Annotated in this window: 19 protein-coding genes and 1 pseudogene; 7 read left to right on the top strand and 13 right to left on the bottom strand. The window is 55.0% G+C overall.

The annotated features are described in order from the left end of the window. The first annotated feature begins 22 nt into the window (after window positions 1–22). From IR195_RS05010 to IR195_RS20455, 3 genes and pseudogenes are all read left to right on the top strand, one after another. Window positions 23–421 carry a 6-pyruvoyl trahydropterin synthase family protein gene (locus IR195_RS05010; protein WP_206048929.1) on the top strand — a complete coding sequence of 133 codons (399 nt, stop codon included), beginning with the start codon at window positions 23–25 and terminating at the stop codon, window positions 419–421. Beyond that, the gene (locus tag IR195_RS05015) at window positions 418–2,364 is read left to right on the top strand and encodes a glycosyltransferase (protein WP_206048930.1); all 1,947 of its coding nucleotides are present in this window, start codon (window positions 418–420) and stop codon (window positions 2,362–2,364) included. The genes IR195_RS05010 and IR195_RS05015 overlap by 4 nt, the downstream gene beginning before the upstream one ends. Before the next feature lie 106 nt (window positions 2,365–2,470). Continuing rightward, window positions 2,471–3,199, top strand: a pseudogene (locus tag IR195_RS20455) (lysylphosphatidylglycerol synthase transmembrane domain-containing protein); the annotation flags it as partial. A 129-nt stretch (window positions 3,200–3,328) separates the two neighbouring features. On the opposite strand, the gene IR195_RS20460 reads toward IR195_RS20455, so the two are convergent. Further along, window positions 3,329–4,186, bottom strand: a complete 858-nt coding sequence (locus IR195_RS20460; protein WP_338073969.1) for a RibD family protein — start codon at window positions 4,184–4,186, stop codon at window positions 3,329–3,331. A gap of 64 nt (window positions 4,187–4,250) precedes the next feature. On the opposite strand from IR195_RS20460, the gene ribA reads away from it, so the two are divergent. After that, window positions 4,251–5,354: a GTP cyclohydrolase II RibA gene (ribA, locus tag IR195_RS05025; RefSeq protein WP_206048932.1), complete on the top strand. Its 1,104-nt coding sequence runs from the start codon at window positions 4,251–4,253 to the stop codon at window positions 5,352–5,354. On the opposite strand, the gene IR195_RS05030 is transcribed toward ribA, so the two are convergent. The 4 genes from IR195_RS05030 to IR195_RS05045 all read right to left on the bottom strand — a co-directional run bounded on the left by IR195_RS05030 (window position 5,351) and on the right by IR195_RS05045 (window position 10,515). After that, a complete protein-coding gene (locus IR195_RS05030) occupies window positions 5,351–6,139 on the bottom strand; it encodes a creatininase family protein (RefSeq protein WP_206048933.1) in 789 nt (262 codons plus the stop codon). The genes ribA and IR195_RS05030 overlap by 4 nt on opposite strands. Before the next feature lie 92 nt (window positions 6,140–6,231). Next, window positions 6,232–7,014 carry an FkbM family methyltransferase gene (locus IR195_RS05035; RefSeq protein ID WP_206048934.1) on the bottom strand — a complete coding sequence of 261 codons (783 nt, stop codon included), beginning with the start codon at window positions 7,012–7,014 and terminating at the stop codon, window positions 6,232–6,234. Then, window positions 7,014–8,993 carry a glucans biosynthesis glucosyltransferase MdoH gene (gene mdoH, locus IR195_RS05040; protein ID WP_206048935.1) on the bottom strand — a complete coding sequence of 660 codons (1,980 nt, stop codon included), beginning with the start codon at window positions 8,991–8,993 and terminating at the stop codon, window positions 7,014–7,016. The genes IR195_RS05035 and mdoH overlap by 1 nt, the downstream gene beginning before the upstream one ends. After that, window positions 8,986–10,515, bottom strand: a complete 1,530-nt coding sequence (locus IR195_RS05045; protein WP_125746242.1) for an OpgD/OpgG family glucan biosynthesis protein — start codon at window positions 10,513–10,515, stop codon at window positions 8,986–8,988. The genes mdoH and IR195_RS05045 overlap by 8 nt, the downstream gene beginning before the upstream one ends. A gap of 176 nt (window positions 10,516–10,691) precedes the next feature. Here IR195_RS05045 and IR195_RS05050 point away from each other — a divergent pair, with 176 nt between their 5' ends. Then, window positions 10,692–12,305 (top strand): alkaline phosphatase family protein, encoded by a 1,614-nt coding sequence (locus IR195_RS05050; RefSeq protein ID WP_206048936.1) that lies wholly within the window; start codon window positions 10,692–10,694, stop codon window positions 12,303–12,305. Between the two features lie 48 nt (window positions 12,306–12,353). Here the strand turns inward: IR195_RS05050 and IR195_RS05055 are convergent, their stop codons facing one another. From IR195_RS05055 to IR195_RS05070, 4 genes are all read right to left on the bottom strand, one after another. Beyond that, on the bottom strand, window positions 12,354–12,704 hold the full coding sequence (locus IR195_RS05055; RefSeq protein ID WP_206048937.1) for a DUF4870 family protein: 351 nt from the start codon (window positions 12,702–12,704) through the stop codon (window positions 12,354–12,356). Window positions 12,705–12,722: 18 nt separating this feature from the next. Continuing rightward, the gene (locus IR195_RS05060) at window positions 12,723–13,655 is read right to left on the bottom strand and encodes a lysophospholipid acyltransferase family protein (RefSeq protein WP_125746248.1); all 933 of its coding nucleotides are present in this window, start codon (window positions 13,653–13,655) and stop codon (window positions 12,723–12,725) included. A 3-nt stretch (window positions 13,656–13,658) separates the two neighbouring features. Next, window positions 13,659–14,051: a DUF4870 family protein gene (locus IR195_RS05065; RefSeq protein ID WP_206048938.1), complete on the bottom strand. Its 393-nt coding sequence runs from the start codon at window positions 14,049–14,051 to the stop codon at window positions 13,659–13,661. A gap of 87 nt (window positions 14,052–14,138) precedes the next feature. Next, on the bottom strand, window positions 14,139–14,522 hold the full coding sequence (locus IR195_RS05070; protein ID WP_125746252.1) for a VOC family protein: 384 nt from the start codon (window positions 14,520–14,522) through the stop codon (window positions 14,139–14,141). Between the two features lie 38 nt (window positions 14,523–14,560). Between IR195_RS05070 and IR195_RS05075 the strand changes: the two genes are divergently transcribed. Continuing rightward, window positions 14,561–15,208: a class I SAM-dependent methyltransferase gene (locus IR195_RS05075; protein ID WP_206048939.1), complete on the top strand. Its 648-nt coding sequence runs from the start codon at window positions 14,561–14,563 to the stop codon at window positions 15,206–15,208. 24 nt (window positions 15,209–15,232) lie between these two features. Here the strand turns inward: IR195_RS05075 and IR195_RS05080 are convergent, their stop codons facing one another. Genes IR195_RS05080 through IR195_RS05095 form a run of 4 tightly spaced genes read right to left on the bottom strand, consistent with a single transcriptional unit; the run spans window position 15,233 to window position 21,711 of the window. After that, window positions 15,233–16,357, bottom strand: a complete 1,125-nt coding sequence (locus IR195_RS05080) for an ABC transporter permease (protein ID WP_089038822.1) — start codon at window positions 16,355–16,357, stop codon at window positions 15,233–15,235. Window position 16,358: 1 nt separating this feature from the next. Then, window positions 16,359–19,124 (bottom strand): ribosome-associated ATPase/putative transporter RbbA, encoded by a 2,766-nt coding sequence (gene rbbA, locus IR195_RS05085; protein ID WP_206048940.1) that lies wholly within the window; start codon window positions 19,122–19,124, stop codon window positions 16,359–16,361. Then, on the bottom strand, window positions 19,121–20,191 hold the full coding sequence (locus IR195_RS05090; RefSeq protein ID WP_146942677.1) for an HlyD family secretion protein: 1,071 nt from the start codon (window positions 20,189–20,191) through the stop codon (window positions 19,121–19,123). The genes rbbA and IR195_RS05090 overlap by 4 nt, the downstream gene beginning before the upstream one ends. 17 nt (window positions 20,192–20,208) lie before the next feature. After that, complete coding sequence (locus IR195_RS05095; RefSeq protein WP_206048941.1) at window positions 20,209–21,711, bottom strand: efflux transporter outer membrane subunit; 1,503 nt, start codon at window positions 21,709–21,711, stop codon at window positions 20,209–20,211. Window positions 21,712–22,058: 347 nt separating this feature from the next. Between IR195_RS05095 and IR195_RS05100 the strand changes: the two genes are divergently transcribed. Then, window positions 22,059–23,429, top strand: a complete 1,371-nt coding sequence (locus IR195_RS05100) for an MFS transporter (protein ID WP_206048942.1) — start codon at window positions 22,059–22,061, stop codon at window positions 23,427–23,429. Window positions 23,430–23,598: the final 169 nt, after the last annotated feature.

The following is a 23,598-nucleotide window of genomic DNA, read 5'->3' on the forward strand; positions in this document are numbered from 1 at the left end:
ATTTAACACGACAGGAGTGTCTATGTACCGTTTATGCGTTCGTGACCATTTCATGATTGCCCATAGTTTTAATGGGGAAATATTCGGCCCTGCCCAACGCACCCACGGCGCCACCTATGTCGTGGACGTAGTATTCCAGCGCCCTGAACTTGACCAGGATGGTCTAGTGATTGATATCGGCTTGGCCAGTGAGACGGTTAAAGAGGTGCTGGCGGCTTACAACTATCGCAACCTTGATGAGGTAAGCGAGTTTAGCGGTAAAAACACCACCACGGAATTTATGGCCAAGGTGATTTTTGACCAGCTGGCGGCTGCCATTAAAGCAGGAAAAATGGGCGCCACCGCTCAGGGGCTGACGCATATGGAGATCAAACTGCATGAATCTCATGTGGCTTGGGCAAGCTATGAAGGAGCGCTATGAGTCAGCCATTGACCTTGATAGTGGCTGGCGATCCAGACCAGCGTACCGGCGGGTATATTTACGACGCCCATATTGTCGCTGCGCTGCGCAAGCGTAGGCTGGCTATCAATGTGGTGGGGTTGGCAGGGCGTTTTCCTGATGCCGATGATGAGGCGGCTCAAGCGCTAGCCAGTGCGCTTTCTGCATTACAGGATCGTTCGCGAGTGATTATTGATGGCCTAGCCATGGGGGCATTGCCCGATGTGGTGGCTGACCACGCTGAGCGCCTTGATATCACTGCATTACTGCATCATCCGTTAGGTGACGAGCAGGGCTTGAATGAGCTGGATCAGCAGCGTTTTCACCGTAGTGAATTAAGTGGTCTGGCGCATGTGCATAGAGTGATTGTGACCAGTCGCTTTACTAAACGCCGTGTAACAGCGCTGGCGAATCAGTATGCGCTGCCATTTGGTGCCCCTATCAGCGTGGTGGAACCTGGCGTTGAACGTGCTCCGGTCAGCCCCGCGGCGCAACCCAACGAACCTATCCGCCTGCTATGCGTGGCAACGCTGACCTCGCGTAAAGGGCAGGATATTTTGGTTCAAGCCTTGGCGGGTGTTGAGCGTGGTCACTGGCGATGTGATTGCTTTGGCGGTGCTCGCGATGCCGCATTTACGGAGCGCGTTCAAACACTGATCGACAACCATCAACTTGGTGATTGGATAACGCTTCACGGCGAATGTGATGCTGCGACATTGGAAGCTGCTTATCAAAATGCCCATGCGCTGGTGTTACCTTCTTGGTACGAAGGCTACGGCATGGTGGTAACTGAAGCGCTAGCCCATGGTTTGCCGGTTATCACCACCACTGGCGGTGCGCTGCAGGATACTTTACCCAAAGGGGCTGGCATCAGCGTAGCACCGGGGGATGTTCAGGCGCTGTCGAGGGCGCTGGCGGCTTTCTGCCAGGATGAGACACTACGTACTGAACTACGTGCAGGTGCTACCGCTGCACGCGAACGCTTGGGCGACTGGCAGACTGCAGGAAAAGCGTTTGCCCAGGCGTTGCAGCAACCTTCGACATTGTCGGCGGGAAGCCAATTTAGCGCGGATTGGCTGTCGCTGCGTGAAAGCGTCGATGCCAATTCGCGCAGCCAAGCGTTGGTGGAGGCGTTAGCGAGCTGGTTATCAGAAAGTCAGCAGAGAGCAGAACCTTCGTCGCCAATAACACTGGCGGATTTAGGCTGTGGACGAGGTAGCAATAGCCAGTTTCTTGCACCTCGCTTGCAGCATGCCCAGCGCTGGATGCTGATTGATCATGACCCGGCCTTACTGAATGAAGCCTACTCGCGAACTAGCCAATTGAACACCGGTAAAGGTGAGCCGCTGCAGGTCGAAACCCACTGCGTCTCCTTAAACCAGCTTGATCACCCAGCTCTTACGCACTGTGACGTAGTGACGGCATCTGCGCTGATTGACTTGGTATCTCAAGAGTGGATTGATGCCTTGGCTGCACAGTGTGCTAAACACCGGCAAGCGCTGCTTATCGCTCTAAGCATTACCGGCGAATGGTACTTTACCAATGCCCAGCAGCAACCTCTGAACGACCTTGACGACCGCTGGATCAGTGAGCTGTTCAACGCACACCAGCGTCGCGATAAGGGCTTAGGCGGTGCATTAGGCGGCGCTGCTCACAGCGCGCTAGCTATCGCGATGGCTGGCCACGGTTATCGTGTTAACGAGGCTGAAACACCATGGCGCTTGGCGGCGGGCGAGCCAGCGCAGCACCCCTTGATGGGCGCGTTGATTGAAGGATGGGCGAGCGCTGCTAGCGAACAGGTTCCTGAGGCGGCGTCACGGATTGCTCTCTGGCGTGATCAGCGCCTGGGCCAGGTAGCCAACGGCGAGATCGGTATTTGGGTAGGCCACCGCGACTTGCTGGCGCTGCCAGCGGATGAGGGCTAATCCCATGCGACGCTGGCGCTGGCTGAGAACCCCGTGGGTGCAAAAAGGGCTAGTGAGCTTAGGGCTGCTGGTTGCTGTTGCCCTGTGGGTAGAGCCAGACGCGGTGATGGCCGAAGTGCAGCGTTTTGCGCCGGGTTGGATGGCTCTGGCGCTGTTGATCAGCGTGCTGCAAGTGATGCTGAGCGCGTGGCGCTGGCAGTTGACGGCAGGCTTAATCGACGTGCCGTTGCGCTACCGTTATGCACTGCGGGAGTACTACTTAGCATTATTGGTTAACCAACTCCTACCCGGCGGCGTGTTGGGTGATGCAGGCCGTGCCCATCGCCATGCCCGTCAGTCCTCCTCAAAGGGAAGTGCTTGGCGTGCGGTGGTGATTGAGCGTGCCTCTGGGCAATTGGCGATTGCACTTTACACACTAATCGCCCTGTTCACGTCACCACTCTGGCTAACAACACTGGGTTTCAGTGGCTTGATGGTAGTAGTAGGCGTAGTGGGCAGCGTGATGGTGGCCGGTGTGACGCTGATGATCTGGTTGCGGCGTTCGGCGGTAACGCTACCCGCTTGGTGCGCTGCATTAGGGCAGGATATGCGTCGCGGGCTACTGCAGCGCGACGTATGGCCACGGCAACTGATCTCTTCTCTTGCTATCGTGCTTAGCTATGGCCTGGTAATGGTCTGCGCGGCTCGTGCGATTGGCGTGGAATTAGCGGCACTCGATATTTTGGCGCTGGCACCCGTGTTACTGCTCTCGATGCTGGTGCCCCTTTCGATTGCTGGATGGGGAGTGCGGGAAGGCGCTGCCGCAGGCATTTGGATGTTTGTGGGCTTGCCTTCGGCGCAAGGCGTGGCGATATCACTGGCGTATGGTGTGTTAGTGCTGATGGCTAGCCTGCCAGGCATTTGGGCAGCGTTGGCTTCACGGACACAAGCTACGCCATCCAGTTCTCCGCCGTCCGGTACGCCGTCAGGCAGTGCGCCCACTCAGCACTACGTCGAACAGCGTGTCGTCCCCGCAGCGGAAAGAGCGCATCGTCGGGCGCAACGCACTTTCAAGGGTGTCGATGGGCGTCATCTGCAGCCCGGGTCTGCCCGAACCGATCAGCAGCGGTGCAACCAGCAAATGCAAGCGGTCTACAGCGTTCGCTTCAATGAATTGCGAAACAGTGACGCCGCCGCCTTCTACCAGTACCCGCGTAAGACCACGCTCCGCCAGCAGGGCAATAACGTCGCTAGGGTGGAACTGACCGTTGGTATCCAGCGGCAGCACGCAGTGTTCAGCGGCCGTTGGCGCCACCGTTGCCTCTGGCCCGGTGAGGTGCAGCGTGGGGGCGGTAGACGAACTAAACAGCGCTACATCAACGGGCACGCGTCCTCGTGGGTCAATCACTACTCGGGTAGGGTGCTTCCCCGTTACATGGCGCACGGTGAGTTGAGGGTTATCAGCACTCGCCGTACCCGCGCCAACCACTACGGCATCTGCCAGCGCCCGCAGGCGGTGCAGATGCACCAAACTTTCAACGCCATTGATGTAGTGGGAGTGACCGCTTTCCGTAGCGATGCGCCCATCCAGGCTTTGCCCCAGTTGGGCAACCACCCAGCTCGAATGACGCACCAGTGGCAGCAAACACGTCATCAGCTCCTGCGCGGCGCTTGTGACTGCGCAGGAAGAGTGCCAACCGCTATGGGTATCAAGCGTCATCGTGGCGTCACTTTTGATGCCCTGTTGAGTATCCAGCAACCATGCCCACGCTTGGTCGATATCGATCGTTACGTCATTGGTGCTCGGCATGGTATCTCCACTCAAAAAACAGCAACTCATCATGCGGGGCCATGCTGCCCGACGCAAGCAAACGTTGTCCGCCCCAACCGGCAACTTGGAGGCCTACATGTATCACATTGAACGCGCTATTTTCGATATTCGCCGTGGATTGCCCGTGGTAATTAATACCGGAGAGCAACGTCTGTTGGTACAGGCTCTTGAAGGCAGTGTGTCGGTCGATTCACTGGCGAAACTCTCCGGCTCTCGGCCAGCGTTGGTGTTAACGCGTCATCGCTTGCAGGCAATGGGCATGTCGCTTAAGGCGGATGCGGCCTGCTTACCGCTCACCGAGCAAATCAGTGAGCGTGATTTACATCACCTTGCGGTGTCCAATGAAGCATCGAAGACTCATTCGCTGTTAAGCGGCCTGAAGCCTGCTGGCGTGGGGGAGAGGGGCGCTGTGGCACTAATGCGGCGTGCGTTATTGATACCGGCGGCGCTGTGCGCAGAGGTCAGTGCGGCCTCAGCCGAGCATATTGCTCAGCAGTTATCAAAAGGCGAGTTGTTAGAAGTTAATGCCCGTGATGCAGAGACGTGTTTAGCCGGTGCCCCGGGGATGCTAAAGCGGGTCAGTGAAGCGCGTATTCCTCTTGAAGACGCGCCTGAGAGCCGCTTTGTGCTGTTCCGTGAACCCGATGGTTTACGTGAACACGTGGCCGTGGTGATCGGTGATTTGGAAGCTAATCACGGGGCGATTCCTTTGCGGATGCACTCGGCCTGTCTCACCGGCGATCTGTTCGGCAGCTTGCGCTGTGACTGTGGTGAACAGTTACGTAATGCGGTGGCCGATATTCAAGCGATGGGTGGCGGCGTGCTGCTTTATTTAGCACAAGAGGGACGGGGAATTGGCTTAGCCAATAAGCTGCGCGCCTACACCTTGCAAGATGGCGGTTTAGACACCGTCGATGCCGACCAGGTACTAGGGTTTGGCGACGATGAGCGCCAATACGCCGTCGCGGTGGACATGCTCAATGCGCTAGAGATCGATAAAGTTCAGCTGCTGACCAACAACCCGCTAAAAATGGCAGCGCTGCGTGAAGGGGGTATTGAGGTCGTCTCACGTCAGGCGCTTTACGGCAGTGTGACTGATCACAATCACCGCTATCTAAGCGCCAAAGCTAACCGGGCAGGGCATTTCTTAGACGATGTGCTTGAAGGTCGTGGGCGTTAATCTGGCGTTTTACCAGTGATAAGCGGTGGCAGGTGGGCGGTTTCGGCCACCACCTGCGCCAACTGAGAGGCGTAGTGCCTGACTAGCCGTTCACCCAATGCTTGATGAGCACCTGTTGCATCACCGGCAACGCCGAACCTGCTCAGGTCCTCGGCAAGCCAGGCAAACGCGGCGCTACCTTCTGGGCTGACCAGGGCGTCCCCTTTAGGCATTGCCGGTGGGGTAGGTTGGTAGTTATCGAGCTGCACAAGCTCCGGTGCTAAATGCAGCATGATGGCGGTTTCCAACAATCCGCCATGCAATCCATAGCGCAGCTCATCGGCGTTGATAGCACCTTCCAGCGGTGGCAGCCGCGTGTAGGTGGCTTTCACCACGCGCATTGCAAACTGCCGGCGTAGGGTTAATGCGGCAAGGTCCATCACGGCTTTATTGCCGCCGTGGCTATTAATCAGCACCAGCTTTTTGATCCCCGTACGCGCAATGCTTGCGCCATAGGCTTCTAATGTGGCGATGGCGAGTGGCGCGGGTAGGCTAAGTGTTCCAGCAAAACTGGCGTGTTCGTCGCTCGCACCGACGGCAATTGCTGGCAGACACAGCACGTCGAGTGCTGGGTCAATCATGCCTAACATGGCGGCTTGTAACCCTTCACCAATGATCAGGTCGGTGCCCAGCGGCAGGTGAGTACCGTGCTGCTCAATGGCCCCCAAGGTGATCACTGCGACTGGGTCACCTTCGGCAATCGAGGCGAGTTGGGGAGCGGTGAGGATTTGCCAGTGATAAATCATGTAGGTTCTCTTGTTTTAAAAGCTATGTCTTAAAAGCTGTGTTTTAAAGCCCGTGTTTTAAGAGCCGTGTTTGGAAAGCGTTTGTTGAAGAGTTATGCGGATGCGTTTAACAGCGGATGGTCGGCACGGCAGGCGTAGAGATCCCCGGAGGCTAAGCCGTCAACGCCATCGTTGAGCCACTGGGTAATGTTTTCAGGGGATTGCCAAGTTGCCCAGCGAAAGTGGCGCTGCTCACCGGCAATTGCATTGAAACGGTAGTCGCCAAGACGGGACAGCTGTTCAACGCAGGCATGGCTGACCTCTAACATGCCCGCAACAAACTCTATCGAAAGCGCTGCCACTGGGTGGTTAAGCCCCATCAATACTTCTGCTTCAAACCCTTCAACATCAATTTTTATAAAGCTTGGTTCGCCGTAAGTGGTGATCAGTTGATCCAGTGTAATAACTTCCACGCTTAGCTGTTGCTCCCATTGCACGTGCTGAAAACCGGGGTTTCGTTCGCCCACCTGATGTCGCCATTCGGTCGCTAGGGTAGATAGGGTCGGGTTGCTAACACTGATAGCGATATCCGCATAGCCGGATTGCGGTCCGGCGGCCAGTGGTAATAGCGTGATGTTCGGTCGATTGAGTATCCGTTTAAACCATTTAGCCAGTGCTGGCTGTGGCTCTAAGGCCACTACCTGAGCACCTAGCGCATGGAAGGCGGCGCTACGATCGCCTAAGTGAGCGCCAATATCAAAAGCGATATCGCCCGGTTGAATAAATGGACGATATAACTGCTTTAGCCCCCTTTGCCTTCCTGGCCGCCAGTAAATAAACAGTGAACGCGCCATACCGCTGGCGCTGCGCAGCCGATGAGAAAAAGCAGAAGGCATTAGTAGGGCTCCTTAACGGATGGTGCATGCTCGGTTGCTGTTTGAACGTGACATCGAAATGACTGGCAGGGCATTTCGCCAGGCTGTTCCTGGGGAAGTGCTAGAGCAAGTGTTGGCAACGAGCGAGCTAAGGTGGCACTGGATTGGTGGCTGCGGTTTTCTAACGCGACAAAGTCCTCCAAAAGCGGTGGTTGTTGTGCTGAACTAGGTGTTTGCAGTAAGCCGAACTTGCGGCTAACGAGGCCTCCCCAGGTGGCACTGCTGGAGTATTTCACCAGCGGAGCAGCTCCAATCAGCCCCAGCCATGCGGGGGTTAACCAGCCGAACGCCGAGGGTGAAAAAAGCATCATCGTGCCTGCCCAGGCTATACCGCACAGCGTCATCCACCCGGTGTGGTGCCATGTCTCTCGCCAACTTAGCGAGCGCTCCCCCCGGTGTTGGGTTTGCCAGTCGATAGCTCGGCCAATCAACACGTTGATGATAAATAAGCTATGCCACGCCATCATCAGTGGCGCAATCAAAGCGGCAAACACAATTTCCAATAACGTGCTGGTGACAAGCTTAAGTCGTCCGCCATACGCATGGGGACATTGCCAGAACGTTAGTAATAGCCCCAACAGCTTGGGTGCAATCAGCATACCCAGCGTTACACTTAACAGCCCTAGAGAGAGGGCTTCAGGCAACGGCGGGTTTGAGGTGGTCTCAATGGCTTGATAGCCCACCATCAGGCTAGTGCAGAGTAGAAGCCCAAGCCAAACAAGCGAAGAAAGGTAGGCAAACGCGCCGAATAAAAAGTGTAGCCGACTAATCGGGTGAAATCCTGCGCCGGTGAGTAAGCGTAAGTGCTGCAGGTTGCCCTGTAGCCAACGGCGGTCACGCTTGGCAAAGTCGAGCATGTTGCTCGGCATGGCTTCAAAGCTGTTATGTGATGCGCTAGCGTAAGGGTTATGGCGAGATACGGCAGTGGTCGCAGAGGTATCGAGCAGCACCTGCCAGCCACCTCGTTTCAGGAGAGCCGCTTCGACGAAATCGTGGCTTAATAGCTCTCCTCCCAGCGGAGGCTTACCTGGAAGAATAGGTAACCCTGCATGGGCCATAAAGGCCCGTGTGCGAATAATCGCATTATGGCCCCAGTAATTTGCCGCATCGCCCTGCCAGAAGCTTTGGCCCGCTGCCAACATCGGGCTGTAAAGTGCTGAAGCTAGCTGGGTAAAACGACCAAATAGCGTGCGTTGGCCAACGGGAATAGGCACCGTTTGAATAAGTCCTACGCTGGGTTGGCGCTGCATCCGATGGACTAAATGCAGTAGCGTAGCGCCACTCATTAGGCTGTCGGCATCGAGCACCACTAAATAGTCATAGCGGCGACCCCAGCGGCGACAAAATTCGGCGATGTTGCCTGCTTTGCGGCCGTCATTATTAGAGCGCCGCCGATAATAAACGGTTATTTGTCCGGCAAGGCGCTGTTGCAAGGCAGCCACATGAGCTGCTTCGATGTTTGCCATGGCCATGTCTTGGGTGTCGCTTAACACAAACACTTCAAAGTGTTGGTTGATAGCACTAGGTGTTCCTGCCCCATACGCTTCTGCTTGCTGGAGAAGTGAGCGGCATGTAGCTTCTAGCCCTGCAATGGTCGGGATGGGAGGCTCTGCATAAATAGGCATTACTAGCGCGGTGCGGCTGACTAACAGGCTAGCATTAGGATTTTTAATAGTTTGGCGGCGTAAGCTGAGCGGATCTCGGCGTAGCGCACAAAGCGCAAAGCCACATAGTGCCCCCCAGAAAGCCAGCGCTATCCAAGTAAACGTTAATGCAAATAGGACCAACATGGTGAGCTGCCAGCCAATGGCAAAATTGGCAACGACCTTTGCCATTGCGATACAGCCACCGGTACTAGTGGCTAACACTGTGCAGGCAAGAAGGGCTCGGCGACCGTTAAGCCAAGGCATTGAAGGCCGCAACGCGTGGAGATCAGACATCGGGATACCACACGTAATTCCAGGTTTCAGTAATCGGCTCTCCTTCGACCATCAGCCGTAGCCGGATATCGCTGGGTTCGCTGCTGGGGGGTAATCGGAAAGTGGCCCGTTGGCCGTTGTTGGGCAGTGTTTTGACTTGAGGTAGTAATACCTCGCCATCGAGTACACTGATGTCCAGCTCGATTGGCTCGCTTGATGTCAGATCATCCAGTTTGCCGCCCTGGAAGTCGACGATGAATTGGCGCTGGTCAGCAGACGGGGAGTCGGCCTCGCCTGGAACCGCTGCGCTGCCATGGCGGGTACGCACAACCTTACCCAGTGAGTTAGCCTCGGGCTGTTCGTTGAGCGTAAAGGTTCGATAGTGAAAGTGGCGAGACTCGCCAGCAGTTAGCGGCTCTTCAGCGACCCAATAAGCCACTATATTGTCGTGAGTCTCATCTGGCGTAGGAATTTCGACAAGTTCTACATGCCCTGGTCCCCAGTCAGCAAGGGGTTCGACCCATTGGCTAGGGCGGCGATGGTAGCGGGCTTCAAGGTCTAGGTAGCGGCTAAAATCCCGCTCTCGCTGCATTAGACCAAACCCAGAAGTGGAGTCGTCCATAAACGCTGATACGCGAACCGATGAGGGGTTTTGCAACGGCCGCCAAATCCACTCGTCGGACCCCGTGTGGATTAGCAAACCATCAGAATCATGTACCTGAGGACGAAAGTCATCAGCTCGTTGGGTGCTGGCCTCCCCAAAGGTGAACATGCTGGTGAGCGGCGCAACCCCTAGCTTTGCTATATCAGAACGTGCAAACAGCGTTGCTTCTACATCTGCCTCGGTGCTCTCACCCGGCGTTAACGTAATGCGGTAAGCTCCGCTTAGCGATGGGCTATCCATGAGTGCCAGAAGCGTAACGCTGTCAGCGTTTTCATCCGGCTTATAGAGCCAGAATTCGCGAAATTCGGGAAACTCTTCACCACTGGCTAATGCGGTATCAATGGCTAGACCGCGGGTAGAAAGACCATAGGCTTGATCGCGGCCTACTAGACGGAAGTAGCTTGCGCCAAGAAAAACAGCAAATTCATCGGCATAATCATCACTATTGATAGGATAGTGCAGCCTAAAACCGGCATGACCGCTGCCCGTTAAATCATGCTCTAACAAACGGTTGGCATCACCATCGTACTGAAAGTCATCGGCCGAGAAAGAGAGTGGTTCAACGTCACCATTGTCGATCACATTAATCGTGACGGGTGTTTGAAATATAAATCCGCTATGAAATAGCTGCATACTGAAAGGGCTTTCATCGCGCCAGTAGGCTCGCTCGGGATTGAAACGGATTTGTCGATACAGGTCGTAATCTAACGACGTCAGAGCGCTGGGAAGCGTCTCATGCGGGGGCTGGTAAGGCGCATCGGCTAAAGTTTTAGCACGTTCAATAACGTAGTCAAAAACATCATCATCGTTAGCAGGCGCAGAAAAGGCGATCAGACAGTTAAGTGACAACATCCATTTTGCTGCAGTACGAACACTCATGAGCGAGTTCCTTTCGATTGCATGCCAGCGTGGTAACCATAAAATCAGTATATGAAATATTTCAACAAAAGTTATACCATTTGTATTGTTGGTACATGATATTTATGGCCATGTGCAAGCTTTAAATTCCATTAAGCGGGTAATATCTAGGTGATTACTATGCTGTTGAAGCGCTAATGATTCGTCTTCTACTCACGTGTGTAACGCTCAACCTTCTGCTGGTATTGCCGCTTTGGTGGCGTTTCGGTGAGATTGGCTCTCCTCTAATTGCGTGGGAGGCATGGCTTGTAGCCCCTGCGATGCTGCTTATTCGCCCTGGTAGCTTACGTCGCTGGTTGGCAATTTTGTTGGTAGGCTGGCTGGCGTTAGTATCGGCGGCCAACCTGGGTGATGCCGCGACACACACCGCGTTTGGGCGTTCACTTAACCTCTATCTAGACGTGCCCTTGGTGCGCTCTATCTACCATTTGCTAGTAGGTAATGTAGGTCAACTCGCCGCAACTTGCCTGATGTTGCTGGGCGGTGCGGCTCTGCTAGCGAGTTTATGGGTGATGCTGCGATTGCTGTTGCCCGCTCAAGCGTTATTGGTGAGGAGTATTTCAGGTGCTCTAGCCATCTTCGTGGTGATCACTGCAGCCGGTTTCGCGCTTGCCGAAGCTAACGGCAAGCGCCTGATCGCTAAATCAACGCTGCCTGCTGTTAACACCACGCGTTTCCAGTGGGAACAGGTGGTGGAGACGCACCGGGCGAGAGTGGCGTTTAGCGAACAGCTGCAGGCGTCACCATTAGCGCCTAAACCATTACCTGGTTTGTTAGGGCGCAATGTCTTATTAACGTTTATTGAATCTTATGGTGTATCGGCCATTAATGATGCTCGTTACAGCAGTGTCGTACTGCCTACGCTAGAGGGCATACAGCAACGTTTGGGGCAGCGTGGTCTACACGCTGTTTCGGGGTTGCTAGAATCGCCTATTCGGGGAGGTCAGTCTTGGCTTGCCCATGCCACGGCACTAAGCGGTCGCTGGATTGATAATCAGCTATGGTATCGGCTGATGCTGGAAAGCGATCATTCAACGCTGATTAATGATTTTAGTAGCACTGGGCATCGGACGCTCAGTGTTATGCCAGCCATTACGTTGGCTTGGCCAGAAGGGCTGGCCTACGGGTTTGATGAGATTGCAGCAGCGAAAGATATACCCTATGCCGGGCCTGCGCTGAACTGGGTTACGATGCCCGATCAGTTCACGCTGGATTACACCCAGCGACATTTATTAGGTGAGGTGCCGGTATTCGCGCAACTCGCACTTATCTCCAGCCACGCGCCATGGACACCCATTTTGCCCGTTTTCGAAGACTGGTCGATGATCGGCGATGGGCGTATTTTCGCCCCTTGGGAGGAGGCCGGCGATCCGCCAGAGGTGCTTTGGCAGGATATTGAGAGCATCCGTGACCATTACGCGTGGTCAATAGACTACTCTGTAAAGGTCACAGGGCGCTGGGCCGAGCGAGTGGTTGATGACAATACGCTATTGATTGTACTGGGAGATCATCAAGCGGCACCGCTGATTACCGGCGACAACGCCAGTGCAGCGGTGCCTGTGCATGTGATTAGCGGTGACCCCCGGCTCTTAGCACCTTTTAAGGCACGTGGTTTTATTGATGGCATGCTGCCGTCACTGGAAAGCCCTGAAGGAGCCGCGAAAATGAGCCAGCTGCGTCATTGGTTACAGCAAGACTTCGGCACGCCAGCATTAACCTCTTCTTGGTCAACGACAGGGGCGACACCATGATCCAGCCCGTCATTCTTAGCGGTGGTTGTATAGGGGCTTGCTTAGTTGTTACCAGAGCCAACTGCCAGGACGCGCTGGCGGTTCTCCCTTGCGCACTGCGAGCCAGCCAATAATACAGCGCACACCAAGCCACACGGCTAATAGTGGCCATAGCAATGTGCCTACTAACATCAAGCTAAGGGTAAAGGTGACGAAAAAATAGAGGCAGCCTATCCAAAAAGTCCGGATCAAATAGCGGTAGTGCGCTTGCAGCCACGGCGCGGCCTCTTTGTGATACACGTAAGCGATTATAACGCCAATCAACAGCGTAACATTGGCTGTTACTAGACCCGCTAAATAGAGTGCATAAATGATTTGTGGTGGGCGCGCTTCCTCATTGAGAATATAACGCTGGGTCATAGATTACCTCGTTACCCTTCAATAAAGCCGAAATTCTTTGGCGTTTGCCAGCCCTTGCTGTTGCTCTATTACTTTGCGATAGCGTTTGTATTCCCATTGATACTGCGTTGGATCAAGTGCAATTGACGCTTCTACGCTAGCGTTAACACCGCTGGCTGAGACTACATCATCGGCGCTGTAAACCTGCTCATCGGCGTCAAGGAAATGAATTTCAAATCCCTTGCCAGGCACCCGTAAGGCAACGCCAGTGACGACTCTTGCCTGAGTGCGGGCGACCAGTTTCGGTAGCAACGTTGCCGTATAGGCATCGCGCCCATAAAAAGGGGCGAATACACCGCTGCCCCAGTTAGGTTCTTGATCCGGCAAGATGCCAATAGCTTCGCTACGCTTAAGCGCTTTGAGAAGGGCAGCAACGCCTCTGGCGTTGGTGGGTACCAAGCTGGCTCCCATGCGCTCGCGGCCATGGCGAATAATGGGCTCAAGGTCGGCAATTTTGGGTGGCTCGTACATGGCGGTAAAAGGGAAGTGGCTGGAGAGCCAAAAATTAAGCACCTCCCAGTTACCAAAGTGTGGAGCAAGTACAATGACGCCGCGGCCTTCGGCACGTGCGCTGTCCAGCTTATCTCGGCCATGAACCGACAAAATGCTGGCTGCTACTTTTTCGGGCGCAGCCATCCACGCATGGCCAAGTTCCAGCATTGTCGCCGCCGAGTGGCGCAGGCTTTGTATGGCAAGGGCTTTGCGCTGGCTGGCAGTGGCTTCTGGGTTAACCACTGCCAGATTGATTTCCGTCACCTGGCGCTCTCGTTTGCTAAAGCGATAGACCAGCGGGCCTAACCGCACGGCGATACGCCATAGCGCGCCAAGTGGCCAGCGCGCCAGGAGCTTCCAAAGGGCTATGATGGCACGTGCTTGGAAACGTGATTTTTTAGACGGTGACTGCTCTGTCATAAGTTACAGGAACCAGCTATCAACGTTAGTTGGCGCACGCTTCTCCTGCAGACCCTTAAAGCCTTTCACACAGCGAACAATAAACCATACGGCCAGTGCCAGTAGCATGGGGATGCCAATCAGAATAAACGTTAGCAACGTGGCGATGCTGCCGTAGAGCAGCCCAATCCAAAACGTACGGATCTGGTAACGGTAGTGCTCATCTAGCCATTCAGGGCCTTTACCACGATAGACATAGGCGATAACGATACCGACCAACGAGGTGAACCCTACCAAAAAGCTTGCCAAATAAAGCGCGTAAATCACCATCGCCATGGTGGTATCCGGCTGTTCTGAGGAGGTACTGTCGTTAATTACTTCACCTTCTAAAGGTGCTTTGTTGGCATCGTCGTGCATAACCGATCCTTTTTGCTATTCGCCATGAAACGTCCCTGAAGACGTCGCTTAAGCACGCTATGATAGCGCGGCTGGCGCGGCTTATCATTAGCGGGCAGCAGGTCGGCAAATTTCCAGCAAATTACCGTCTGGGTCGCGTAAGTAAATTGACTCAATTGGACCATTAGCACCTTGGCGAGCAACCGGGCCAAGCTCTACGTCAATCGCCAGCGCATCCAAATGCTGTTTGAACTCATCCAGCGGCAGCTGGCAGCGCAGGCATAAGTCCAGGCTGCCCGGGGTTGGGGTGGCAGAAACAGGCGCAATATCAGTATCGGTTTGATGCAAACGCAGTGCCGTGTCGCCTAGCATAAGATCTACCCGCTGTGCGTCTCGGTAGCGCACGTCTAACCCCAGCACACGAGAATAAAAATCCACGGCGCGACCCATATCAGTCACCGTAACAACAAGATGGTCAAAACCTGAGAGCATGCCACTTTCCTTAAAAAAACGTAAAACATGAGAATACGATGATGCGACGCTGTCCGCTATGCAATACGCCTGAACCGGCGCTTTATAACCAAGACCGTCGCCGCGATTACTACCAGTGTGCCACGTGCGCTTTGGTGTTTGTGCCTGCCGAGCAGCATTTAGATTCGCATCAAGAAAAGGCAGAGTACGACCAGCATCAGAATTCGCCGCATGATACGGGATATCGGCATTTTTTGGGGCGTTTATTTGCCCCGTTAGTGGCGAAGCTACCACAAGATGCCCATGGGCTGGACTTTGGCTGTGGCCCGGGGCCTACGCTGTCAGTGATGTTTGAAGAGGCAGGGTTCGCGATGGCGGTTTACGATATTTTTTACGCCCCAGACGTTGAGGTACTCAACCGCCAGTATGACTTTATTACCGCCACCGAGGTGTTAGAGCACCTTGCGAGGCCCGGCGAAGAGCTTAGTCAACTGGTCGAGAAAATAGTCCCCGGGGGCTATCTTGGGGTCATGACAAAGCGTGTCAGTACCCCAGCAGCATTTGCCCGCTGGCACTATATAAACGACCCGACGCATGTGAGCTTCTTCAGCGAAGCAACGTTTTGTTGGATAGCCGAACGTTGGGGCATGGTGGTGGAGTTTCCCGCAGCGGATGTGGTGTTGCTCCGCCGCAGACCATTACCTTGATGATTCGGTGCCAGAATTCATGACTCATGCCATCTGGCCGATGGCCTTGCGAAAACGCGATAAAGAAAAAGCGAATAGAACGCTACCGATCAACAGCAGCAGTAGAAACTGCGGCCATACTACGTTTATCCCCGCACCTCGATAAAGGATTGCCTGACCCAGTTCAACGAAATGAGTGGTTGGGGCGAGCAGCATGATGTGCTGGACAATTTCCGGCATGCTTTCGCGTGGCGTCGTACCCCCAGATAGCAGTTGCAGGGGCAGTAGTACCAGCACCATTAGCATGCCAAATTGTGGCATGTTGCGTGCAAGGGTGGCGAGAAAGATGCCCATAGAGGTGGTCGCGAAGAGGTGGAGCGCTGCCCCCACAGCGAACAGTGCCACCGAGCCTGCTATGGGTACCTGTAAAGCCCAGCTAACAACTAAATAGAGCGAAAGCAGTGCGGAGACCAGAACCACCAGGCCCATTGACCAGATCTTGGCCAGCATAATTTCCGTCGGGGTGACTGGCATTGCCAGTAGATGCTCAATGGTGCCGTGCTCTCGTTCGCGTATCAATGCCGCGCCAGTGAGAATGATAGAGAGCATGGTAATGTTATCGATGATAGACATCAGCGATCCAAACCAGGCTTTTTCGAGCCCAGGATTGAAGCGCGCTCGCAGCACTAGGTCGACGGGTGGAGCGCTAGAGCTGCGGTAACGTTGAGTAAACGCGTTGATCTCGTCCATAACGATCTGCTGGATATAGCCATTGCCAGTAAATGCTTGGCTCATGCGTGTGGCATCGATATTGAGTTGAATCTGAGGGGCGTGACCAGCCAGTACGTTGCGCTGAAAGTCGGGTGGTATATTGAGGACGAAAGTGTACTGGCCTGCATCTAGCCCAGGGTCAATCTCATGAAGTGAGATCTTGTCTGGGGTAGCGAATTGGGGGGGATAGAACGCCGTGATGATACGAGATGACAGCGGCGAGTTATCTTCATCAACGATGGCGATGGGAGCCATGTGGAGACTTTCGGGCAACGCGGTCGCCTTGGTGTAGACCGAGATACTGCACACGTAGGCGATCAGAATTAGCATAATCGGGTCGCGGATCAGGCTCCATAGTTCCTTGACGCCCAGTCGGTAGATAGTCAGGACACTATGCATCTCAGCGCTCCTGATTTTTTAACAGGAAAATAGACAGTCCCATGATCGTTGGTACCGCGATCAACAGTGGTATGAATAAGGCATAGAGGTCGCTAAGCCCGAGTGCTTTGCTGAATACACCGCGCGTGATGGTTAACATGTGGGAAGTGGGGTAGATGGTGCCAATGAAACGCCCCGCGCCTTCTAGTGAACTGACCGGGTCGATCATTCCTGAGAATTGCACAGCGGGAATCAACGTGCCGATGATGGCGAAGAACATCGCTGCGATTTGGCTGCGCGTCAACGTCGAAGCGAGCAATCCCATGCCCGTTGCGATAATGCTGTAGATCACTACTGCTAACAGCAGCGTCAGGAAACTGCCTTTGATAGGCACATCAAATAGCGTGACCGCGAGTAATGCCATTAGCAGAAAATTGATGATAGCGAGAGCGATATAAGGCAACTGCTTGCCGACTAGGAATTCGCTACGGGTGACGGGTGTGACGTAGAGGTTGATGATCGACCCTAGCTCTTTTTCCCGCACGACGGCCAGCGCGGTCAGCATCGCCGGTAGCATCATTAACAGAAGCGGGATGACTGCGGGCACCATGGCTGGCAGGCTCTGAACATCAGGGTTGTAGCGAAAGCGGGTTTCGACACTGGCTGCGGGGGCCGTGACATTAGTCGTGGCTTGCGCTGCTTGCTCGAGCAGCCACTGTCGATGAATACCCTGCACGTAGCCGCGTGCGGTTTCAGCACGCTGGGGCATGGCACCATCAATCCAGGCGCCGATTTCAACCGGGCTTCCTCGCTTCACATCACGGCCAAAGCCAGGAGGGATTTCAATGGCCAGGGTGAGCTTGCCACTGCGCATGCGCTTGTCCATATCTGCGTAATCAATCAATGGCGGTTGCTCGATAAAGTAGCGGGAGCCGGCAAGATTCATCGCATAGCTATTGCTCAAGGTCGTCTGGTCGCGATCAAGGATGGCATAGCTGAGATCCTCTACGTCCAGGCTGATGCCGTAGCCAATAACTAACATCAGGATGAGTGAGCCAAGTAGGGCAAGAGTGCCGCGCACCGGATCGCGACGAAGCTCCAGCGATTCTCGCCAAGTGTAGCTAAGTAGACGCTGTAGACTAAAAGCGCTGTGTTTTACGTTGTTAGGCACCGTGCTGGGCGATACTTTGGCCACTGGGGGGGGCGTTGGCTCAGGCGCTTCTTGGTTCTGTTCGTCGGCGCCTGCTTCGGTTAAATAGCCGATGAATGCCTCTTCCAGAGTCGCTGCTCCACGTTTTTTCACCAGTGCCGCAGGCGTATCGCTATCGAGCACTTGACCGGCATGCATCATCGACATGCGATCACAGCGCTCGGCTTCATTCATGAAATGGGTAGAAATGAATATGGTCACCCGGTCACGGCGCGCTAGTTCAATCATCAGCCGCCAAAAGTTGTCGCGGGCAACGGGATCAACCCCAGAAGTCGGCTCATCCAGGATCAGCAGTTCGGGCTTGTGGACCATGGCCACCGCCAGCGAAAGACGCTGACGGATGCCGAGTGGCAAACTCTCCGGCAGGCTGCCGCGTACCTCTTGTAGGTCGAAGCGTTTCACCATCTCATCCACGCGGGCGGCTATTTCGGCTTCAGCAACCTGGAAAAGCCGGGCGTGCAAGATAAGATTCTGCTCAACGGTTAGTTCGCCATACAGTGAGAACGCCTGGGACATGTAACCCACACGGCGGCGGGTATCGATATCGCGGGTATCCACCTGTTTGCCGAACAACCAGGCTTGGCCTTCACTGGCGGGCAATAGACCGGTAAGCATCTTCATGGTGGTTGATTTGCCACAACCATTGGAGCCAAGAAAACCGAAAATCTCGCCACGCCGGATCCGGAAGCTGACGTGGTCGACGGCGACAAAATCGCCAAAGCGCATAGTGAGATCCTTAGCCTCAATGGCGACTTCATCGTCATCTTGTGCCAACGGCGGAATATGCACGGGGGCATAGTCGCGTTTTTTCTCTTCCGGTAGCAGGGCGATAAAGGCAGCTTCTAGGGAGTTGCTGGCAGTACGCTCTAGCAATGCCGCTGGCGTTCCGGTAGCCAGAATTTTGCCGTCGTCCATGGCCACTAGCCAGTCGAAGCGTTGGGCTTCATCCATGTAAGCGGTTGCAACCATGACACTCATCTGCGGGCGTTGGCGACGTATACGTGCGATCAACTCCCAGAACTGGGCGCGAGCCAGCGGGTCGACGCCGGTGGTTGGTTCATCGAGAATCAATAAATCGGGGTCATGAATCAGCGCGCAGCATAGCCCCAGCTTCTGCTTCATGCCGCCGGAAAGTTTGCCTGCTGGGCGGTCGAGGAATCTGTGCAGTCCCGTACTACGGGTTAAATCGTCGATTCGGCGGCGTCGTTCGGCATGCTCATGGCCGAAGAGGCGGGCAAAGAACTGTAGGTTTTCCTCTACTGAAAGCGTCGGGTAGAGGTTCTTGCCCAACCCTTGGGGCATATAGGCAATACGCGGGCAGATAGTGTCGCGATGACGCTTGTTGGCCATATTGCCGCCGAGCACTTCCACTTGCCCTTGTTGGATCGCGCGTGCCCCCGCAATAAGCGCTAACAGGCTGGACTTTCCAACGCCATCAGGCCCTATCAGCCCAACCATGCTGCCCGCAGGGATTTCTAGATCGATGCCCGCCAGGGCAATCTGCTTACCATAGTGCAGTTGGATGGCTGATAGTGTTACTACCGCTGGCGTAGGTGATGAGGGCGGTGTTGCTATCATTGTGGTACCCGAACAGCCAACTCAGCAGGCCACTCTGCGTCGGGGTCAAGTTTAACCCAGGCTTCCCCAGGGACACCGGTTTTAACTTGCTCAAGATGGCGTTGTAGAAGGTCTCGATCAATCTGTGCTTTCACTCGGAACATTAATTTTTGTCGTTCCGAAGCGGTCTCTACCGTCTTAGGCGTAAATTGTGCCGTGCTGGCGACAAACGAGATGCGCGCAGGTATGACTAGGTCAGGTGCTGCATCCAGGATGATACGTGCCTCGCTGCCCAGCGCCACACGACCTGCTTGTTCGGCAGGTAAGAAGAACGTCATGTGTACGTCGCTAAGATCGACCAGGTTCAGCACTCGCCCTCCACCTGGAAGTACCTCGCCAGGCTGGGCAATACGGAATTGTACGCGCCCTGCACGAGGCGCAACCAGCTGACTGTCGGTGATGTCTGCATCGATACGCGTGATGGTGGCTTCGGCGGCAGTAACCGCAGAGCGGGCGCCGGTCACTTGGGCGCGAGCCGCTGCGATGGCCGACTGGGCGGCATCCACCTGGGCGTTAGCGGCGGCAACGGCTGCTCGTGCACTATTGACCCGAGCACGATCATCATCAAGTTCTTGTGCCGAAGCGGCTCCTTCCCGCGATAAGGTTTCAGAGCGAGCCAAGCGGCGTTGAGCCGCATCAAGTTCACTTTCACGCTGAGTCACGACGGCCTGAGCGGCAAGATGGTCGCTTTGCCGCAGGGCAACCTGCGCTTCCGCACTGAGTACGGCATTGAGTGCTTGTTGATACTGGGCTCTTGCCTCATCGCGTTGCGCCTCCAGCACCTGGATCTGCATGCGCGCCAGGGGTTGACCAACGGTGACAAACTCGCCTTCATCGACCAAGACTGCGTCAACGCGTCCAGGAAGCTTGGTAGCGATATCGATTTCAGTGGCCTCGATACGTCCATTACCGCTAGCGAAGCCTTCCCCGAGGCCTTCGTCGCGCAATTCAGTCCAGTAGTAATAGCCGCCAGCAGCAATAAGGATTACCCCGGCGGCAAGGATCAGTTTCTTAAGCGAAGAGTGCATATTGCTAGGCCCTAATGTCATTCAGCATGAGGTGGAGTGAGAGCGGAAGTGCTTGTCACAGTAGCTGATCCGCCGCCGAGCGCTGTGTATAAGGCCACTCGGGCTGACAGCAGTTGGCGGCGAACTGCTAGCCGCTGCTGCTCGGCGGAAAGCAAGTCGCGCTGTGCATCCAGAACTTCTAGGTAGGGCACCGCACCGTTTTCATAGCGCAGCATGGCTAAGCGGGCACGCTCGCGCTGTACTGCTAACATGTCATTGGCAGTTTCTACTTGCTCAGCTAGCCAGTGGTTAGCAGCCAAAGCATCGGCAACATCACGGAAGGCTTGCTGGATGACTTGCTCATACTCGACTATGGCTTGTTCGTGGCGTAACTCGGCCAGCGTCAGGTTGGCTTTTCGGCGACCGCTATCAAAAATGGGCAGTGACAGGGTGGGGGAAAAATTCCATGCCTGGCTATCAGTTCCAAGCAGACCGTTCAAGTCAGCACTCGCCGTGCCCAAACTGCCTGTCAGCGCGATACGCGGGAAGAAAGCCGCGCGCGCAGCGCCAATATTAGCGTTAGTCGAGCGCAGTAGGTGCTCGGCGGCGCGAATGTCGGGGCGGCGGGTCATTAGCTCCGATGGCAGCCCCGGCGCGAGAGGGGGCAGAGTATCATCTGCTACTTTATTCCCGTCACTTGTTACCTTTTCGATAGGTGAACCAACTAATAGCGCCAAGGCGTTGGCTTGCTGAGCATGGGCTTGCTCCAACTGGGCACCTAATGCCTTGGCCTGCTGCAGCAACATTTCAACTTGGGTGAGTTCCAGTGGTGACGTTGCGCCGACTTCGACGCGCCGAGTAAATATCCGCAGTGACTCTTGCCGACTGTCGATGGTGCGGCGGGCTAGGTCCAAGCGCGCATCAAGTTCCTGAAGACGAAAATAGCTGTCGGCAACTTGAGCGATTAGGCTGATTTCGGTAGCACGCCGCGCCTCGTCGGTGGCTAGGTACTGCTCGAGGGCAGCCTCATTAAGGCTGCGTATTCTCCCCCAGAAATCTAGTTCCCAGCTGCTAAAGCCGACGCCCGCCTGGAACTGGTTGCCAATCCGCGTACGTCCGCTAGGACTCAGGTCAGAGGGTGTGCGTGAACGCTCACCAGCAGCTTGCACGCCAAGTGTGGGTAGCAACTCTGCATGTTGAATACCATAGGCTGCACGTGCTTGCTCAACGCGCAATAAAGCACTGCGCAAATCATAATTAGTGGTCAGTGCCTGTTCGATCAGCGCTTGTAGCCTGGTGTCGGTGAAGTAGCTGCGCCAAGCAATATCAGCATCAGCAGCCGTTGTTGGCATGCGCTCATCTGGGTAAACATCGGGCAATGTTGCTGCTGGCACCGAGTGAGGGGGGGCCAGCGAGGTGCAGCCAGACAGGCTCAGGACTAGCAGCATGATCGCTAAATATGCCACCTTGTCTTGTTGCTTAGGGGCGAGCCGATATTTCATGCGAATGACCGCAGGTAAGGGAGCGAACGTATTGGGCATCTGATTGGCCATGGCAAATAGAAAGGAGACCTCTCCGTGTCAAATGTGTCGATACAATGCATGTGTCTCAGCCTGGAAGGCGTCAGTATGGCAATGTTTGTTCTAGCATTTGTTGATGTAGGGCAAGGGGGCTAATGACGCAGCCACCGCATTCAATATCGACTGCTTTCTGGTGAGTTGCAAATGCGCTTCTCACTATTGCGGATTACACTGGCAATGGGGAGCGAAAAAAACTGGTGAAACCCACGGAACGAGTGTAGATTCGCCGCCCGATTCTGCGGTTGGAGTTTTCTCCAGCCATGTGTTAGCCCTGAAGGGGGCTTTTATTCTGTGAGGCATGAAGCGATATGTCGCGGCAACTGCTAGCCATGGCGTTAGCGCCCTTATTAGGGCTGTTTATTCTTGGGATTGGCAATGGCTTTCTTGCCACGCTGATCTCTGTGCGGCTAGACGCTGCGGGTGAGTCGGCAACGGTGATAGGTATTGTCTCCTCGGCTTACTTTATTGGCTTAGCGCTTGGCGCGTTATTTAATGACCGACTGTTGCTGCGCATAGGCCACATCCGTGCTTATGGTAGCTTTGCCTCATTGGTCGCTGTCACGGTGCTGTTGCAAGGGCTGTTTTTTGATCCTTGGGCGTGGTTTGTGCTGCGTTTAATTGGCGGCTGGGCCACCGTGGGCGTTTATTTAGTGATTGAGAGTTGGTTGCTGACCTCTGGCGAGCAAAAAGTACGTGGTCGGTTGCTGGCGATGTATATGATCTCGCTGTATGCCGCGGGTGTGATTGGGCAGTTGCTGTTAGGTGTCACCAGTGCCATGGGGGTGACTGCACCCTTTATGGTGATTGGCCTATTGGCATCGTTATCGGTGTTACCCATGGCCATGATTCCGCGGGTGTCGCCTATTATGGAACACGCTGAGCCGCTACCGCCGCACCGCTTGATTACGATGACGCCAACAGGGGTAATGGGGAGTTTAGGGTCTGGCATGGTGGTGGCTGCCGCCTACACCTTGCTGCCATTGTATTTGCAGCGCATTGGTATGAGCGTCAACCAGGTGGGGCAAATGATGGCCGTCGTGATTCTTGGCGCCATGCTGCTTCAGTACCCGATTGGACGCTGGTCTGACCGTCACGACCGGCAAATTGTATTGATCGCCATCAGCGCTTTCTGTGTGGTGATTTCCGCGGCCATGATATGGCTTCCGATGTCGACCCCCTTACTGGCGGCGCTACTGTTTTTGCTCGGCGGCGGTGTTTTTGCGCTTTATCCGGTGGCGGTTAGCCATGCTGCCGACCGTGCTCCGGCGGGGGCGCTGGTACGCATGAGCCAGGGCCTGCTATTGATCAACTCTATTGGGGCTACCATCAGCCCGCTAATGATTTCTCCAGTAATGACCGCGGCGGGCGATGCGGGATTGTTCTGGGCGTTTGGCTCGCTGAGCCTGTTTTTTGTTGTCTTTTTCAGCTGGCGACGCAGTGTGCGGCCTGCGCCAGTTCCTGTGGCTCCCTTTACGCCGACAACGCCGATGACCGCAGCAGGTGCCGAGCTAGTGGTTACTGAGGAGCTGATGCAAGGCGCGCTCGAGCATGAGCACCTGGAAGACCTTTCCGATGTTGTGCCTGACGTGGATGCTGTTGAACCCATCGTTGGCCCACCCTCAGAAGATCAAACCCATATCGTTTATTACGATGATGTGGAAACAGAGGCGCGTCGATAACCCGTGCTGGGAGTGGGTGAAACGTAGTTAAAAACGTAGCTAAAAACGTAGCCAAAAACGCCGCTAGCGGACTGGCGTTAATTCAGCAGGTGAGACCTTGGGCTAATGGTGTGATGAAAGTAGTGAAACTACTATTCGTGATAGTGTTTTTACTAATTGCTATTTATCA

The organism is Vreelandella venusta, assembly GCF_015689495.1.
In the GTDB taxonomy this organism is placed as follows: Bacteria; Pseudomonadota; Gammaproteobacteria; order Pseudomonadales; family Halomonadaceae; genus Vreelandella; species Vreelandella venusta.